This is a genomic window from Clostridium peptidivorans (assembly GCF_900205925.1).
Taxonomy (GTDB): domain Bacteria; phylum Bacillota; class Clostridia; order Clostridiales; family Clostridiaceae; genus Clostridium_AK; species Clostridium_AK peptidivorans.
The window spans coordinates 1-17,894 of the sequence record NZ_OAOD01000016.1; the positions used below are offsets into that span (position 1 = coordinate 1).

The 17,894-nt window shown below is 33.3% G+C and carries 15 protein-coding genes; 2 read left to right on the forward strand and 13 right to left on the reverse strand.

Going from position 1 to position 17,894, the window contains the following annotated elements:
- Nucleotides 1-449: 449 nt before the first annotated feature.
- The 6 genes from CRN98_RS12635 to CRN98_RS12660 form a co-directional block, all read right to left on the reverse strand.
- Nucleotides 450-806: a DUF1667 domain-containing protein gene (locus tag CRN98_RS12635; protein ID WP_097027788.1), complete on the reverse strand. Its 357-nt coding sequence runs from the start codon at nt 804-806 to the stop codon at nt 450-452.
- 4 nt (nt 807-810) lie between these two features.
- Complete coding sequence (locus CRN98_RS12640; protein ID WP_097027789.1) at nt 811-2,073, reverse strand: NAD(P)/FAD-dependent oxidoreductase; 1,263 nt, start codon at nt 2,071-2,073, stop codon at nt 811-813.
- A gap of 16 nt (nt 2,074-2,089) precedes the next feature.
- Nucleotides 2,090-3,529, reverse strand: a complete 1,440-nt coding sequence (locus CRN98_RS12645) for an NAD(P)/FAD-dependent oxidoreductase (RefSeq protein WP_097027790.1) — start codon at nt 3,527-3,529, stop codon at nt 2,090-2,092.
- Between the two features lie 68 nt (nt 3,530-3,597).
- Nucleotides 3,598-5,094 carry a glycerol kinase GlpK gene (gene glpK / locus CRN98_RS12650; RefSeq protein WP_097027791.1) on the reverse strand — a complete coding sequence of 499 codons (1,497 nt, stop codon included), beginning with the start codon at nt 5,092-5,094 and terminating at the stop codon, nt 3,598-3,600.
- Between the two features lie 23 nt (nt 5,095-5,117).
- A complete protein-coding gene (locus tag CRN98_RS12655; protein WP_097027792.1) occupies nt 5,118-6,257 on the reverse strand; it encodes an ethanolamine utilization protein EutH in 1,140 nt (379 codons plus the stop codon).
- A gap of 309 nt (nt 6,258-6,566) precedes the next feature.
- Complete coding sequence (locus CRN98_RS12660) at nt 6,567-7,337, reverse strand: DeoR/GlpR family DNA-binding transcription regulator (protein WP_097027793.1); 771 nt, start codon at nt 7,335-7,337, stop codon at nt 6,567-6,569.
- A 249-nt stretch (nt 7,338-7,586) separates the two neighbouring features.
- On the opposite strand from CRN98_RS12660, the gene CRN98_RS12665 reads away from it, so the two are divergent.
- Nucleotides 7,587-8,210 carry a cupin domain-containing protein gene (locus tag CRN98_RS12665; RefSeq protein ID WP_423237102.1) on the forward strand — a complete coding sequence of 208 codons (624 nt, stop codon included), beginning with the start codon at nt 7,587-7,589 and terminating at the stop codon, nt 8,208-8,210.
- Between the two features lie 141 nt (nt 8,211-8,351).
- On the opposite strand, the gene CRN98_RS12670 is transcribed toward CRN98_RS12665, so the two are convergent.
- Both CRN98_RS12670 and CRN98_RS12675 read right to left on the reverse strand, forming a co-directional pair.
- Nucleotides 8,352-9,746, reverse strand: coding sequence for a L,D-transpeptidase family protein (locus CRN98_RS12670; RefSeq protein WP_097027859.1), 1,395 nt, complete (start codon nt 9,744-9,746; stop codon nt 8,352-8,354).
- A 213-nt stretch (nt 9,747-9,959) separates the two neighbouring features.
- The gene (locus tag CRN98_RS12675; RefSeq protein WP_097027794.1) at nt 9,960-10,223 is read right to left on the reverse strand and encodes a cupin domain-containing protein; all 264 of its coding nucleotides are present in this window, start codon (nt 10,221-10,223) and stop codon (nt 9,960-9,962) included.
- Nucleotides 10,224-10,600: 377 nt separating this feature from the next.
- Between CRN98_RS12675 and CRN98_RS12680 the strand changes: the two genes are divergently transcribed.
- Nucleotides 10,601-12,004, forward strand: coding sequence for an amino acid permease (locus CRN98_RS12680; RefSeq protein WP_097027795.1), 1,404 nt, complete (start codon nt 10,601-10,603; stop codon nt 12,002-12,004).
- 195 nt (nt 12,005-12,199) lie between these two features.
- Here CRN98_RS12680 and CRN98_RS12685 read toward each other — a convergent pair whose 3' ends face one another.
- From CRN98_RS12685 to CRN98_RS12705, 5 genes are all read right to left on the reverse strand, one after another.
- Complete coding sequence (locus CRN98_RS12685; protein ID WP_097027796.1) at nt 12,200-14,068, reverse strand: FtsX-like permease family protein; 1,869 nt, start codon at nt 14,066-14,068, stop codon at nt 12,200-12,202.
- Complete coding sequence (locus CRN98_RS12690; protein ID WP_097027797.1) at nt 14,068-14,814, reverse strand: ABC transporter ATP-binding protein; 747 nt, start codon at nt 14,812-14,814, stop codon at nt 14,068-14,070. The genes CRN98_RS12685 and CRN98_RS12690 overlap by 1 nt, the downstream gene beginning before the upstream one ends.
- A gap of 14 nt (nt 14,815-14,828) precedes the next feature.
- Nucleotides 14,829-15,677, reverse strand: coding sequence for an undecaprenyl-diphosphate phosphatase (locus tag CRN98_RS12695; RefSeq protein WP_097027798.1), 849 nt, complete (start codon nt 15,675-15,677; stop codon nt 14,829-14,831).
- Between the two features lie 129 nt (nt 15,678-15,806).
- Nucleotides 15,807-16,796, reverse strand: coding sequence for a sensor histidine kinase (locus CRN98_RS12700; protein ID WP_097027799.1), 990 nt, complete (start codon nt 16,794-16,796; stop codon nt 15,807-15,809).
- 12 nt (nt 16,797-16,808) lie between these two features.
- Nucleotides 16,809-17,501: a response regulator transcription factor gene (locus tag CRN98_RS12705; RefSeq protein ID WP_097027800.1), complete on the reverse strand. Its 693-nt coding sequence runs from the start codon at nt 17,499-17,501 to the stop codon at nt 16,809-16,811.
- Nucleotides 17,502-17,894 lie beyond the last annotated feature (393 nt).

The following is a 17,894-nucleotide window of genomic DNA, read 5'->3' on the forward strand; positions in this document are numbered from 1 at the left end:
TTGGATTTTTTGCTTATGATCTTTTTATTTACATTAATAGTAGTATCATCCCATTGATTATTTAAAGCTAATTCTTTTGCAATTTCGTTCAATTCAGAAAGAGTCTTATCTTGAAACATCTTATTCCCTCCTATTTATTAACGCAAAAACAAAAAACTTTTCTTGCATTATCCTTTGAATTATATAGTAGGTATACTTTACAACTAAATTCAAGTTTTTACCTATACATACATTGTAACATATAAAATCTTATAGATGTAATAAATTACTTTATTTAAAAACTTCAAAAAAAGTGTAATAATAAGGCACAGCCTCTCACTATAAAGTCAGAGGAATCTACATAAAAATAAGCATGGCCTCTAAAAGCCATGCTTTATCAACATATCACTTGCCACTTGCCCTGTGGGTGATCCGATTTTCATTCCATTTTTACCCAGGGGTCTGACCCCTCACTCAATGCTGCCTGTGGCAACAATATCAGCGCCGCAGCCGCAGATATTTTTAATGATTACGTCGTATCTCTTTACAGGAGGGGTGACCTTAACCTTTTTGATTTCTTCCATACAATCCATGATTAATTGTTTAGGCACTGGTTTATTAGAACGAACTGCAAGCAATGGGGAAGTTTCACTCTCTAGTTTTACAGTTGTTGTTAAAATACGTACTGGATGACTAAATTCTGCTTTTGCGTGTTCGAGGCCAAGGTTACAGGTATATCCCTCTATGGATTCAATATTATCTCCTTCGCCTTTAACAGTAATATGACAGCCTATAGGGCAAATTGTACAAATAATTTCCTTTACCATGCTGCTATGCCTCCTTTATGATTTCTACAGTAACTTCATCACCGGAAATCTTTGATGTAATAATTTCAATACTTTCCATTTCACCTGGGTTAATGCGTATTGCTTTTTTCTCTGCAATGACCTCTCCATCTGATGTTGCTCTAATTTTTACCTTTGAATCTGGAGCTAGTACGCGGAAATACAGCTTAACCTTTTCATCTTCTTCTGAAATATTAATCCTTTGTGGGCATAAGTAACGAATATTGTTTCCAGTTACTGCTTGAACTACTTTAGTAGTCTTAGGGAATATTCCCATAGCATGCTTTGCTGCATAGGTGCCAGCTTTTATGCTTTCAACACTTACATTGTCCACCAGGTCATTTACATGAACCACATTTCCACAGGCAAATATTGAATCAACTGATGTCTGCATATATTGATTTACAGCTGGTCCATTTGTAATGTGATTCATTTGGATTTCAGCTTTTCTTGTTAATTCATTTTCTGGTATTAAGCCTACAGATAAAAGTAATGTATCACACTGAATAAATTCTTCTGTTTCTTTAATTGGCTTTTTATCCTTATCAACTTCAGCAACATAAACCCCTTCTACACGCTGATTGCCAACAATTCTAGTAATAGTGTGAGATAGCTTAAGTGGAATATTAAAATCATCAAGACACTGAACTTTATTTCTTGTTAAGCCTGCTAAGAAATCCATAATTTCTATAACAGCCTCAACCTTTGCTCCTTCTAAGGTCATACGTCTTGCCATAATCATTCCAATATCTCCAGAACCTAGGATAACAATCTTTCTTCCTACCATTTCATTTTGTCTATTTATAAGCCTTTGTGCAGCTCCTGCGGTATAAATACCTGAGGGCCTTGTACCTGGTATCATTATATTTGCTCTTGTTCTTTCACGGCATCCCATGGATAAAACAATACTTTTTGCATTAACCTTAGTAATTCCATTTTTAGAACTTACACATATTACTGCATTTTCTTCTGGCAATACCTCAAGTACCATTGAATTTAACAAAACTTCTACTCCAAGACTTAAGGCCTCTTCCCCAAATCTTCCTGCATATTCAGGACCTGTCAGTTCTTCTTTAAAATAAGTTAGTCCAAATCCTGGATGAATGCACTGCTGAAGTATACCGCCTATATTAGAATCACGTTCAATAATAACTACCTTTTCTGCCCCTTCTTTTTTCGCAGCAACAGCAGCAGAAAGTCCAGCAGGGCCTCCGCCTATAATTGCAACATCACACTTTATCTCAAACATTTATATCCACCTCTTCCTATCTAGTTTTACCTACAACCATGTATGAACCTTCATTATTTTTATTTACCTCTTCAGGGGTAATTCCAAGTTCACGAGCAATAATTTCTAAAACTTTAGGTCCGCAAAATCCTCCCTGACAGCGTCCCATTCCAGCGCGAACACGGCGTTTTACTGCATCCATACTCTTTGCTCCTAAAGGCCTGTTTATTGCTTCAACAATTTCCCCTTCTGTTATGGTTTCACATCGGCATATTATATTTCCATAAAGAGGATTTTCAGCTATTGCCTTTTCCTGTTCTTCTAGTGAAAGTTCATGGAAGCGCTTAATACCCTTTCTCTTAGATATAAAATCTTTCTTAAACTCTGCATTCATGCCGTGAGAAATCATCATCTGTGCCACATATTTTGCTATGGCAATAGAAAGTGTTAATCCCGTTGAACGTACTCCTGAAAGATTTACATAGCCTTCAAGATCATCATACATATCAACGTGAAGTCCCTCAGGATTTCTATTTGGACGTAATCCACTGTATTGAGTAATGGTATCTTTTATATTTACATTAGGCACAAGCCTCTTTACATCTTCAAAAATGCTGTCAAGTCCCTCTACAGTTACAGACTTATCAACCTTATTATCCAAATCCTCCGCTGTTGGACCTACAAGCATATTTCCATGAATAGTTGGACACATCAATTTACCTTTTGTAATTTTTGTAGGTATAGGAAGTACAATTTTATTCACTTTACAACATGTGTTCTTGTCCAAAATATAAAATTGTCCTCTACGAGCAACTACTTTATAATCATTCTTTCCAACCATAGCTGCAATTTCATCACAATATAAAGCTGCAGCATTGATTACATAAGTAGTTTCAATTGTTTCTCCTGTTGTTTCAACGGATTTAATTTTCCCATTTCCCACATTAATTCCCATAACCTTTGTATTAAAAAGAAAACTTACTCCATTAACACTGGCATTTTCTGCTAAGGCACTTACATATATAAATGGGTCAATGATGCTTTCACGTGGAATGTAAAGTCCTCCCTTAACCTCAGGATTTAAATTTGGCTCCATCTCTAAGATTTGTTCTGCTGTAAGGTATTCAACATCATAAACTCTATTTTTGAAGGCTTTTTCTTTTATAGATGGTAACTTTTCAAGCTGCTCATCGGTAATAGCAGGTAAAATAGCTCCTATACGCTTAAAGGGTACATCTAAATCCCTAGTAATTTCATCATACATTGGGTTAGCTGCAACCACTAGCTCTGACTCAAGTGTTCCTGGAGTCGCATCATAACCTGTATGTATGATAGCACTGTTAGATTTTGAAGCATCCCCTCCAATATCTTCGTTTTTATCAACTACAATAACATCTAGTTTATATTTTGAAAGCTCTCTTGCAGTGGCACATCCAACAGCACCAGCTCCTATAATAACCACATCTGCTTTTAACATAGTCAAATCTCCCTTCTATATTTAAGCATTTGGCCAGGTGATTTACCTGACCAAATGGATATTCTTTTTTAATTTTCTTCCCAATTTTTTGCTCTCTCAACTGCTTTATGCCAATGATGTAATAATTCTTCTCTCTTTTCAGCGCTCATTTTAGGTTCATATCTCTTGTATAGCTTCCAGTTACTAGATAGCTCCTTAAGATCATTGAATCCACCTATTCCATAGGCTGCAAGATATGCTGCTCCAAGGGCTGTGGTTTCAGTAATCACAGGCACATCTACAGGAATACCTAATATATCTGCTTGAAACTGCATTAGAAAATCATTAGCAACTGCACCTCCATCTACTCTCATAACTTCAATAGGAATACCTGAATCCTTTACCATAACATCAAGATTATCCTTTACTTGATAAGCAATGCTTTCAAGAGTTGCTCTTGCAATGTGCTCTCTTGTTGTTCCTCCCGTAATTCCTACAATGGTTCCTCTTGCATATTGATCCCAGTGTGGTGCCGCAAGTCCTGCAAATGCTGGAACAAAATATACCCCGCCAGTATTTTCAACGCTTTTAGCCATTTCTTCAGTTTCGTTAGCCTTTCCAATAATTTTAATTCCGTCCCTTAGCCACTGTACTGCAGCACCAGCAATGTAGATGCCTCCATCAAGTGCAAAGGTAATCTTTTTCCCATTTATGCCCCAGCCAACGGTGGTTAATAGTCCATTTTCAGAGTATACTGGCTTATCCCCTGTATTCATAAGCATAAAACATCCTGTTCCATAAGTTGTCTTTACTGTTCCAGGTTCAAAGCAAGCCTGACCAAATAAAGCTGCCTGCTGATCAACAACAGAACCGGATATAGGAATCTTTGCACCAAAGAAATCTAGTGGATCAGTATAACCATATAATTCTGCACTATCATGAATTTCAGGTAATATGCTCTTTGGAATACCAATTGCCTTTAATATCTCATCATCCCACTGTCCTGTGTGTATATTTAAAAGCATTGTTCTTGAAGCTGTAGAATAATCCGTTACATGAACTTTTCCATGGGTAAGTTTCCAAATCATCCAAGTATCTAGCGTGCCCGCTATAACTCGTCCTTCAGCTATTTTATCTTTTACACCTTCAACATTATCAATTATCCATTTGATTTTTGTTGCACTAAAATAGGCATCTACAACAAGCCCTGTTTTTTCCCTAATCATGTCACCATAATTTTTAGAAAGTTCATCGGCCATGCGAGCCGTTCTTTTATCCTGCCAAACAATTGCATTATACACAGGCTGACCTGAATACTTATCCCAAAGCATCACTGTTTCCCCTTGATTATCAAGCCCCATACATTTAATATCTGAAACAGAGATATTTGCACTATTTGCCGCCATTTCAATGGATTCTAATATCCTATTCCAAATTTCCATAGGATCGTGTTCAACCCAGCCGGGACTCGGATAATATTGTGTATGCTCTTTATATCCCTTTGCCATAACATCCCAATTCTCATCAAACAATAACGCCGTAGTACCAGTTGTTCCTTGATCAAGTCCTAAATAATACTTCCCCATTTTTTATTAACCTCCCCAATAAATTAAGCTTGAACAGTTTTATTTTTTTCAGCATTACGTTTTTTAATTTGTGTACTTTGTTCTATCTCAGATGAAATATTCTTGCTCATTATAATTGCTAGTGCAACAGCTATGACACCTGCAGAAAGTTTTCCAAGAACCATTGGTGTAATCATATCTGGTCTAACTCCTGCAGCAAAACCAAGGTGATCTCCAAGGGCTGCTGTAGCAGGTACTAGCCATGCTGTATTTACTATTTTTCCGCGGTGATTCATGTCCTTCATCATTTTATATACTGGTATTGAATTTGCTAATGTAAAAACAATACCAGCTGCACTTGTTGCATCTAAACCAATTTTTCGTCCTATACTATTAAGTGGCTTATCAAGAACCTTAACCAAAATTGAAAGTATAGGGAATGTACCAAGAAGAACGATACCAATACTTGCTATTATTGACATACCATCCATAATTGGTGCCATACCAGGAATTATTACAACTCCGGTTATAAATTCAAAGGCTGCAGCAGCTAGTCCAATATAAATAACAACTGTAATGAATTGACCAAAAACCATACATCCTTTAATCATCTTACTCGGAATAAACTTTAAGCCTAAAGCTAAGATTGCTGAAAAAATAATGACAGGAATACTGTTTTTTAAGATAAGCATTGTATCAAACTTTGCTATAAGACCGCCTATAATTGTACCAAAGGGAATGGCTATTAAACCTATTAGTAATCCCTTTGCGAAGAATGGTTGATCTTCTTCTTCAATAAGTCCAAGACCAACAGGAATTGAAAAAACTAAAGTACATCCAAGCATTGATGCAACAATAAGTCCTGATAAAAGACCTGCTTGTTCACTTTGTGCAAGCTCCATAGCAAGTGGATATCCCCCCATATCATTTGCTAGTATCGCACCAAACATTGCAGGGTCAGCACCCATTGCCGTAAATATAGGAATAATAACTGGTCCTAAAACCTTAGAAATAACAGGAGTCAGACAAACAATACCAACCATTCCTAAAGCCAAGGGTCCCATAGCACTGAAGCCTTCGTCGAATTTTTCTCCTAAGCCAAATTTGTTACCAATAATTTTGTCTAAAGCCCCTAGAAGAATTCCAATAGCCATGACCCACATGATCATCTTGTCAAAGGTCATAAATATCCCCCCTAAATTAATTTATTACATGGAAATGTGTATTTGTGACTACATATTATGTATTTACATCTATATCTTATTTATTAAAATTTGATAATATTACTATAATTTTAGATCTTTTTTATATTTTTATTTCAAAACATCTATCATTAAGCTATAGAAAACATTTTCATTCAGCTTGATTTTCATATTTTTAACAATGTATATACATACAGATTATTTATAAGTTTGCACTAATTATTTAAATTCCATAAAAGTCCACATTTATCACAAAAGAGCAGATTTCTCTGCTCTAAATTAATTTGCTTATTATTTATTTATATCTGCAATTATAATACTCACACCTTTATTTCTTATATCCGATATTATCTTTTGAGGTGCTTTGTTATCCGTAACTATTGTGGTTATCTCTTCAACATTACATATCCTATTCATTGCAACTACGCCAAACTTACTAAAATCCGCTAAACCTATAACATTTTCTGCCCTATCAATAATGTGCCTGCGCAGATTAGCTTCTTCTATATGATAGTCTGTAACCCCTCCATCTGCTGTAATGCCGCCAATACCAATTATGGCTTTATCAACATTAAACATGTCCATAGACTTTTCCGCTAAGAATCCTGAGGTAGAACATTCCCCTCCTCTAACATCCCCACCAAGCATAATAACTCGTATATCCTTATTATCTGATAAAGCTATAGCAACAGGTATTGCATTGGTCAAAACTGTTATTCCTTTCTTTTCCTTAAGTGCCTTTGCAAATTCCAAGGTGGTTGTCCCTACATCTATGGCAATTGTGTCACCATCTTTAATTAACTGTGCTGCCATCTCTCCTATAGCCGTTTTTTCAGGCAAATGCTTGATTTCTCTAGAGGAATATTCCGGTTCCAGTCCGTATGCAGATTTAATAATTGCGCCTCCGTAAACTCTACTTAAATATCCGTTTTTCTCTAGGTATTCCAAATCACGACGTATTGTCTCTATGGATACATTGAACAATTCACATAGCTCACTGACCTTGACCATTCTATCCGTTGAAATCATTTGTATTATCTTAGATCTTCTTTCATGCAGCATCACATTACCTCCTGTTGTGTACTTACATAAATTCCACAGACTTTCACACAATAAATATCACTACAATAATACATAATATAAAATTAATTTGTTAAATATTAATCACATCACCTGAAAATCTATATTTACTATTTTACCATATTTTTATTCCATTTTTACCCAGGGGTCTGGCCCCATAAATCCAGTCACATTATCTAAACATAAATCATATAATATAAATGTTAAGAGTTTATGAAAGGAATTAGAACTATGTGCGATTTTTGTGAAATGTGTTTATGTCCTTATTACATGAATGCAGTAAGGCATGACCCATACAATATGAGTAATGCTAATAAAATGAAACCATGTCCTTATTGCATTAACCAACCAATTTATAATTCAGACTTTTCGGGACAATTTGACAATCAGTATGTACCTAATGAATCAGAGAATAATAGTTTAATTAAGTTAAAGGATTATGGCCCAAAACCCTTTGTAGTCAATATTGAAGAAGCTACTAAGCAAAACAATACGTTCCGTACCGCTTTATGGACAGGAAATCATTTGCAACTCACATTGATGAGCATCAATGTTGGAGAAGACATAGGTTTAGAGCTTCATCCTGACCTGGATCAATTCATACGTATTGAAGAAGGTGAAGGACTTGTTAAAATGGGTGATAGAAAAGATAAGTTAAATTTTCAAGCAAAAGTATGTGATGATTTTGCGTTCATAATACCTGCTGGTAAATGGCACAATCTAATCAATACAGGAAATAAACCAATTAAATTGTACTCTATTTATGCACCACCTCAGCATCCACATGGTACAGTACATGAAACTAAAGCAGATGCAGAAGCTGCTGAAGAGAACCACCGCTACTTATATAATTAGGTAATTAAGGGAACATTCAGTTCCCTTAATTTATATCCATAAACCACTTGATGAAACTTAAAGTAGCATGCTCTCTCATCAGCTCTGCATCTGCTATTTTCCAGATGCTTTGTGATCTTGCCACTTGCCATGTGGGTGGCACTATTCTTCATAGCAAATAATGGGAGTTCCATCTTCTATATTCTCAAAAATTGTTTTAGCTACATATAATGGGGTATTTACGCATCCATGAGTTCCATTGTTCTTATATATCTGTCCTCCAAAAGAATGTCTCCAGTATGCATCGTGTATTCCTATATTTCCGTTAAAAGGCATCCAATAAGTTACTTCAGTTTCATAATCTGGTCCTCTTAAAACTGCTTTCTTTTGTTTATAATTAAGCATATAGACTCCAAGCTTAGTATGATTACCATTATTTGGATTTCCAGTTATTACAGGACCCTGCGTTATAAGCTTTCCATCTTTATAAAACCATAAATGCTGTCTTGTTATATTAACTTCTACATAACTATTGCCTATGTCATCTTCCTCCCTATACAAAGCCTTTTGAGCATATATAGGTTCTTTTTCAAGTATTTCACCAAGCTTTATATTTTCTAGTAATGCTTTTGTTTCATCAGCTAAGTTAATTTTCCATCCATAAAATCCCCCCGTAACTTCTACTATTTTACCTATAGAGGTTTTAAAATTTCTTGCTGCTCCAGCTGTATCATATTTTTTACTAAGTCCTTGCACATATTCCTTAACTGCCTTCTCATTTATTACTACTTCTAAATTTTCACCAACACCAAGCCATTCATTTATTATATTCCCATCTAATATTTCATTTTTACTTCCAAATATATAAGTGATTTTTGTTGTTACACACTTATCTAGTAAACTTTTAGTTTCAAAAGTTTTGTCAGAGCATAGGGTGTACTTTGGATTTTCATAGCAAAGATTTTCATTTAAATCTAGTTTTACTTCTCCTTTTAATATACTCATTTCTATAGCGGCCTTTAATTTATCTTTATTTATCTTATTTCCATATATTTCTTTAATCACTTTATATGAACCATCTGAATATTTAAAACTTACATTTTGCGGTTCTATAATCTCTTTATTTAAACAATTTAATTTATTTATTTTATCTTCTAAATTATCTTTATTATAAACAATTAAATCATCTACATAATATTTTTGGTCCTTTAATAATGAACTTATCCATTTAAATGAACTTTGCACATGATAAATTTTAGAAATACTATTTTTTTCATTGTACTCTATTTCTATATTCTGCCCTGTTATTTCTTCTTCTTCGTCATTTCTTTCTATTAACTTTAACTTATAATCTTTAATGTAACTTCTAATTGTATTCTCTGCATCATCATGTGATTTTAATGACACATCTACTCCATTTATTACTGTATTAAAAAATAAGTGATTAGTAAAATACAATGAAATAAATAAATATATTAATAAAATCGAAGCTATTAAAATAATAACATTTCCTGTAGCCTTTTTTTCAAAAAGCTTTTTTATATTAATATTTTTCATACCCATTTATACCTTTCATCAAAAATACATTTTATTTAAACATAGCAATTAATTTATAATATGTTTGTATCTTTGATTTTAAAACTAAAAACCGCACCTATTTATGATGCGGTTCACCGTAGTGGGCATAAAGTAGACTTTTTTACTTAGTTTTTTTTAAGATTTCACTTTTTAATAAGTCATAATATATAGTCATTGATAGCATATATAGTTTTACTCTTCAACAACAGGAATCAAAAAAGAACTAACATATAAATTGCTATCTGAGCGTAAAGCATGCATTTCTCCTGCAGGAACAATAAAAGCTTTACCTATTGTCAATTCGACCTCTCTATCCTCCAACACACCAAAACCTTCACCTTTGATGCAGTAGAAAATTTCATCATGCTTTGGATGTTTGTGCAAAGGTACCTTCTTATCAGCGGGAATGTGATATACATTAGTTACAATGGAACTCTTAATGTTTTCTAAATTCATTATTATCTCTCCTTTGATTAAAATTTTAATAATTGTTATTTGAATACATATGAATAAGATTTTTATAAAGCATCCGTAATTATCATCTCTATCAATATATTTATACTCCAAATTATTCTAAACACAAATTTAACTATTATCCATAAAAGTTTATCAACAGCGCTATACCTATGCATTAAAAAAGCTTATTTTTAATTTTACTATTCTGTATTCACCTTTGTCCAGGCTTCCATAATACATTTCTCAAATAATCCACAAGCTTAATACTCGCTGTATTTTGTGTTTCATTATTCCTTATATATCAATAATTAGTATAAATTCTAATTTTTTTGGAAAAATAATTTCTAGATAAAAAGTAAAAAGGTAGGTATAGAAAATTGAAAACAAAACAAGCAATTCCTTCAAAGAAAATAAGTAAAGATGAATTTATGGCACAGGAAGATAGTAAACAGGAGGAGCATAAGCTCTCCGCCAAGAATTTACTGTGGATTGGGCTAGGTGGTATCATTGGATCTGGTTTTTTTCTCGCGTCAGGGCTACCTATAAGCTATGCTGGTCCCGGAGTGATTTTTGCTTATCTGCTGGGTGGTTTATTAATAACCCAGATTGCAGGTGCACTGACCTCCCTGTCTGTCAATTATCCCGTTACTGGTTCCTTTAAGGTCTACGCTGAAAAAATCTTAGGATCTTTTATGGGATTCTATGTAGGTTGGACCTTTTGGATAGCAGCCGTTCTAAGTATAGGGTCTGAGACCATTGCAATGGCTATATTTTCAAAACTGTGGTTTCCAAATGCTCCTGTATGGTTATTGGCAATAGTTTATTCAACAATAGTAATTGCTATAAATGCATTTGGCTTGAAAAGCTTTGGTAAAATTGAAACGGTTATGTCTTTTATTAAGGTATCAGCCTTAGTATTATTCATTATAATCGGTGTCGCAGCAATGTTTGGAGTATTTACTACTACTCATCCAGTTGGAATTAAGACTCTATTAGGTAACGGAGGCCTATTCCCCAAAGGTTTAATGGGATTACTCCAGTCAATGTTAATTGTTATTTTTTCCTATGCTGGCATTGGTGTAGTTGCTATGGCATCATCGGAGGTTAAAGATCCAAGAAATGATATACCAAAGGCCATGCTTATACTTCTCGTAGTATTGGTTTTTTTATATGTAGCCTCAATTTTAACAGTTGTCTCCCTAACCCCCTGGAATACAGTTTCAACCGGGAAATCGCCCTTTATATCAGCCTTAGAGGCAATTAATATCCCCTTTGCGGCTTCAATCATGAATGCAGTGGTCCTGGTGGCATCATTTTCTGTAATGACAGGAACATACTATTCCGCCATAGTGATGCTAGTTGCCTTAGGAAACTCTCATGAAGCTCCAGCCTTTGTGAGTAAAGAAGGTAAGAATGGGGTATATTATGGAAGCTTGATTATTACAGCTATAGGGCTAGTTGCTATCATTATAGCTTCTTACATTTTGCCAAGCAAAATTTACAATTATTTAATTTCGGGATCAGCTTATTTTTCATTCTTTAGTTTAGGTATTATTTTAGTTTGCTTTTTACTATGGCGAAGAACTGTTTCAAATCAGGAAATTTACAAATCCCCTTTAGCATTTGGTGCTCCGTGGTCGACAGTTATCACATTAGTAACAATATTTGTTTTATTTATATTTTCCTTAGGCGTTCCCGACCAACGTATGGGGTTTTATTTTGCTTTAGGTATTTCAGTTATTATCTGTATAGCTTACTTATTTATGAAACGCAAACCATGAGGGCCAGACCCCTGGGATAAATTGTAAGTAGTTTTGTTTCACAAGTATACTAAACTTAAAAAGGCTATAAAGTGAAGTGCACCACAAAACATTAACATTTTGTGCTGCACTTTTTAATTCACTATCTTATAGCTTATAACTTTCCTTTCATTCTTTTTTGATTATAAATCAATAATTCTCTGTATATTTTATTTATTATGTCAAACTTTTTTTCATCTCTAGCAAGTAGTTTTTTCTAATAATGAAGAAATATATAATTTGAGCCATCAGCATAATTCCCATCACCTGCAATGCTGGAATAGTTATTTCAATGCCCAAACTATATCTTAATGCACTTATAGCAAAGGCAAAGTGCACTACAGCAACTATATAAGGAAGCAAAAATAGTATCCCTATTTCAATATTTAGTATACTTTTTATTTCTTTAAAAGTTAGGCCTATTTTATTCAACTGTTTGTATTTGTTTTTATCTTCTATAATATCCATGTAGCACTTGTTATACAAGAAGCTTCCCGTTGTTACAAAAAATATAAGCCCTATAAATATTGCACTGAACAAAAGTACTCCATAAGCTATTTTAGTACCTTCTAGTATATCCGCTTTCAAGAAACTATTATGGAACTTATTATTTTCGTTAACATCGCCAAAGTTATTATAAAAATTTTTACATATATTCAATGTAGTCTTATAATCCTCTACATCAAATGCTCCAAAATAGTACTTAACACCAGCTATCCTTTCATATACCTCATCTTTAACTACATATACATCTCTATAAATTGCTGGAAGTATCCCTTTATCACTATTTTTAGTTACCTCCAGTTCTATATTGTTCAGACTAATATTTTTTCTTTTATCTCCAGAAAAAGATGCAGACTTTATAGTTTCATGATCATTAAAGGAAATAGTATTTAAATCCAGTGTTGATGCTAACTTTTTATAACAAGTTTCGTTAATTATAACTACTTCATCTGTGTCCCCATCGGGAATAACAAATTTTATTTCGTCACTAGCTTTGGTGTAAGATATGCTCTGAGCTTTCATGGAATTTTCAATAAAATCAGCTTTTGAATCAACTTTACCTTTATCCTCATAAGTATTAGAAACGAAGAATGCTTGCGGAAATTCTCTGTCTATTTGGTATTCCTTATCTCTCCAATAAGCATATACTGATCCTATTGCTGAAAGGGCAACCGTTGAAGTTATTGTTATTAGAAAAAACATTCTGGTATTATCTTTTATCCTGTATAGTAAATTTGAAACCCAAAGCATTGTAGTTTTTTTCATATATAAGTTTCTATTTCTCTTTAGTAATTTGATTATAAATACGCTTAATTGAGAAAATAATAAATAGGTGGCTGCAACAACCATTGTAGTTACAGGTATTATTCTATGGGTTATTGTTTTTATAGTGCTTGTAACCGATAGAAAATACCCTACAGCTAAAAGCACTATACATATGATAGAAAGAGTGACAGAGGCTTTTGGTTCAGGTCTTGGTCTTTTAGTTCCCTTTATTAAACTTAAAACTTTATCTTCTTTTATAATAAATGTGCAAAAAGTTGAGATTACTATTCCAATCATTACAAAAGCACTAAAAGTAATAATCATAGCTTTAACAGGAAGATAAAACTTTAGTGCATTATATCCTAAAAGCTTTCCGCTGGCGGCTAAAAGTATCTTAGAGAAAATTAATCCTAGCAATATGCCTGCAACTGCTGCCACTGAACTAATGAGCATATTTTCAATACGTATCATCTTTTGTACTAGCCTTTTTGAAGAACCTATAATGTAAAGTATTCCAAATTCTTTATACCTGCTTTTAAGAAAAACACTTATGGAATAAAATACAAAGAAACATAAAAATAGGTATGCAATTACCGTTGTAACATAAAGTGTATTTCTTATGTGCTGGGGAAAGGAACTTACCTTAAAATCAGGATGAAGTATAAGCATAGTAAAAGAGAATAATAAGGCTGCGGATATGGTGCTGCTTAAAAAGTATGCAAAGTATGCTTTTGCATTTCTCTGCACATTTTTAATTGCAAACTCTCTAAGATTCATTAGTTACTACCTCCAAGCAGTGCAAGCACATCAATAATTTCATGATAAAACTGCTGTCTGCTGTCCCCTCTATAAATCTCATTATATATAACTCCATCTTTTATAAATAAAATTCTGCTGCAATAGCTGGCGGATAGAGGGTCATGAGTTACCATAATTGTAGTTACCCTTTCCTCTTCATTTACTTTTTCAAACAATTCCATTACTGTTTTAGCTGCTTTAGAATCCAGGTTGCCAGTAGGTTCATCTGCCAACACTAAAGTAGGATTATGAATTAACGCTCGCGCAATTGCTGTTCTTTGAGATTCTCCACCTGATATTTCAAAGGTTCTCTTATTTACCAAATGCTCTATTCCAAGTATTCTAGATATTCTATTAAGCTCATAATCCTGTTTTTTAACTGGGATACCATCTAGTGTAAGTGGAAGCACTATATTTTCTCCAACAGTTAAGGTATCAAGCAGATTGAAATCTTGAAATACAAAGCCTAGTTCTCTTCTTCTAAATAAGGCAAGCTCATCCCCATGCAGCTTTAAAGGATTTTTATTTTTTATTACTATTTCTCCTGAGGTTGGTTTATCTACTGTTGAAATCATATTTAACAGAGTTGTCTTACCGCTTCCTGATGGCCCCATAATCCCTACGAATTCACCATCTTCTATAGAGAAGCTTATATTATTTAAGGCGCTGAATACTATCTTACTTCCATATACTTTACTTAAGTTACTTACCTCCAAAATTCTCATTCCATTCACTCCTATTATGTTAAAGTTATAACCTTAGTTAATACTAATATTCCTAGTAAACTCCCTACTGCTATTCTATATATTGCAAATCCCTTTAGTGGTTTCTTTTTCAGAAAGTCTACAAACTTTTTCATAACTATTAAAGCTACTAAAAAAGCTACAATAAATCCGGAAATTAATGCAATCCATAGAGTTGGTGTCATTATGGAGTAGTCAAATTCAAGTAAGTCCTTTCCTGAGGAACCTATCATTGCTGGAATAGCTATGAAAAATGAAAATTCTGCAGCTATGGGTGTTGATAAGCCTGCAATCCATCCACCCATGATTGTAGAAGCACTTCTTGACATCCCTGGCCATACAGCCAAAAGCTGTAATAAGCCTACCTTAAATGATTGTCCAGGTGTCATATTATCTATGTCCTCTACCTTATGAGTCCTATTTCTATATATGTTCTCAAGTATTATTAATAATACTCCTCCAGCTATAAACCCAACTATAACAGCTTCAGGTATAAACTTTGCTTTTATTTTATCGTAGAACAGCACTCCCACAACAGCCATGGGAATAGATGCTGTTATAACATTTATTCCAAATCTAAAGCCTGTTTTTCCTTTTTTCCCCCTGGTAAATATAAAATTAAAGAATTCAACTATACTCTCCTCAATCTTTTTCCAATACAAAACAACTACTGCCATTATGGCTCCAAGCTGAATTACAACTTCAAACATCTTGGCAAATTCTCCATGGAAGCCAATTGCCCATCCTACTAATATCATGTGCCCTGTAGAAGATACTGGTATAAATTCAGTTAGGCCCTCTACTATAGCAATTATAATAGCTTTTAATATAAAAATTACATCCATTACCTATCACTCCTTTAAACTGATAGCAATAGTTTATAATAATAATGCATATACTGCTATCTACGAAGCTTACGGTAATGTGACATGTATGTAAGGTTTTATGCTCAAAAAAAGCAAATAAATAGTTACCTATCCATTTGCCTTTTTAAATTTCATTGTAACCATTGTTCCCTCATTAACAATAGATTGTATCTCTACTTCGTGCCCTAAATTTTTGGATACCTCTTTAGTTATATATAATCCCATACCGGTAGACTCTCCATATTTACGTCCGTTTTCTCCTGTAAAGAAAGGATCAAATACCCTTCTTATATCTTTCACAGGAATTCCTATTCCTTTATCAATGACATTCAATCTAATCTCTTTTTCATTTTCAGATGCATTTATAATTAATTCTTTTCCTTTACCCTTAGAATATTTTACTCCATTAATAATGAGCTGACCTAACATAAACTTTAACCACTTAGCATCACTATAAACTTCAATACTCTCATCTATCTCAACTCTTGGTAGTATTCTATTCCTTATAAAAATCTTTTTTTCTTCATTTACAATATCCCTAGCCAGCTGCTTTAAAGAAATTCTTTCTACTAAAAAATCCTTTTGGAAAGAATCTAGTCTAGCGAAATATAATACCATTCTTAAACCTTCCTTTAGCTTATTGACCTCGTCATGCATGTTGTCATATTTCTCTTCTCCTTCAAATTCTTGAAGCAGCAACTGTATTACTGAAAGAGGAGTTTTCATTTGATGCACCCACTGATTTATAAATCTTAAATGTTCCTTATGAAGTTTATCTGTTTTTTGAATTTGAGCTTCATATAATCCGTGCAGCTTTTTTAATACTTCTGAAATACTCTGACTTAAATCTGAAATGCCAAAATCTAAAAAAACATCATTTAGCTCAGTGATCCCTCCCTCAAGCAACCGATATAATTGTCTATTTTGATAATACCTAAAGGCTAGAAAGCACAGCAGAATGAAGGTATTAAACATAACTATATAAATAATCTCACTAAGTCCTATAAATCCATTAAGATTAGAGTATATTATTGTAAGAACTAAACTTAAAAAATATACAGTTATATACCCTTTGTTATGCTTCAAAAACAATTTCATACTTACTCCTTACTACCAGGTTTTATTTAATCTATAACCTGAGCCTCTTATTGTTTCTATTCCCCTATCTATTCCTAGACTCTGCAGTCTTTTACGTACTCTGCTAATATTAACACTTAAAGTGTTCTCCTCTACGAACTCCAAATCATCCCATATCTTTTCTAGAAGCAAATCTCTTCCCACAACTTTAGGATATTTGTTCATAAGACATTCCAGCAGTATACCTTCTCTTTTAGTTATAATTAATTTCTCATCTTTAAACTCTACTTCTGATCTTTCTGGATAAAACTTAAGGCCGTCAATTTCAACGATTCTTTCCTCTGATCTGGCTGCATAGTCACCAAAGGCTCTTCTTATTTGACTCTTTATCTTAGCAATAGCAACGTCATAATAAAAAGGTTTAGTTATATAATCATCTGCTCCGCTTTCCAAAGCCATCACTTGATCCATTCCGCTGTCCCTTGCTGATATAAATATTATAGGAATTTTTGATTGCTGTCTTATTTTTCTACACCAATAAAACCCATCAAACTTTGGCAAATTAACATCCAGCAATACTAGGTTTGGATTGAACTCATTAAAGCCACTCATTATATCCTCAAAGTTATCTGCTGCTCTAGCCTCAAAACCATACTTATCTATATATTCTTGTAATAAAGTACTTATTAATAAATCATCTTCTACAATATATATTTTGTATTTCATTTTGATATCCTCCTAATTTATATTGTAATCAGGATACATTATTTACTTAATTATACTATTTACCTTTGAATATTTAAACTAGATAAGTTCAATTACCTGAATATCATATTCTTTTCTGAATGCATGCTTTATTGCAAATTTGTCATTTGATAAAAATACGATGTAACCATTGAAAATGGAAATACGAATAATGGTCTTTGAGAATTGAATAATGCGGTGAAAAATCAGAATTATTTCATATTTATTAGAAATGAAGTGGTTTTTACAATGAGAATTGTGATATAATTACTATCAGTAAAACAAAAATAGTAAAATATGGTTCATCAATAATACTTGCATAGAAGGGTATATTAAGAATAGTTATATTATTATAAGATATATGGAGGTTTTAAT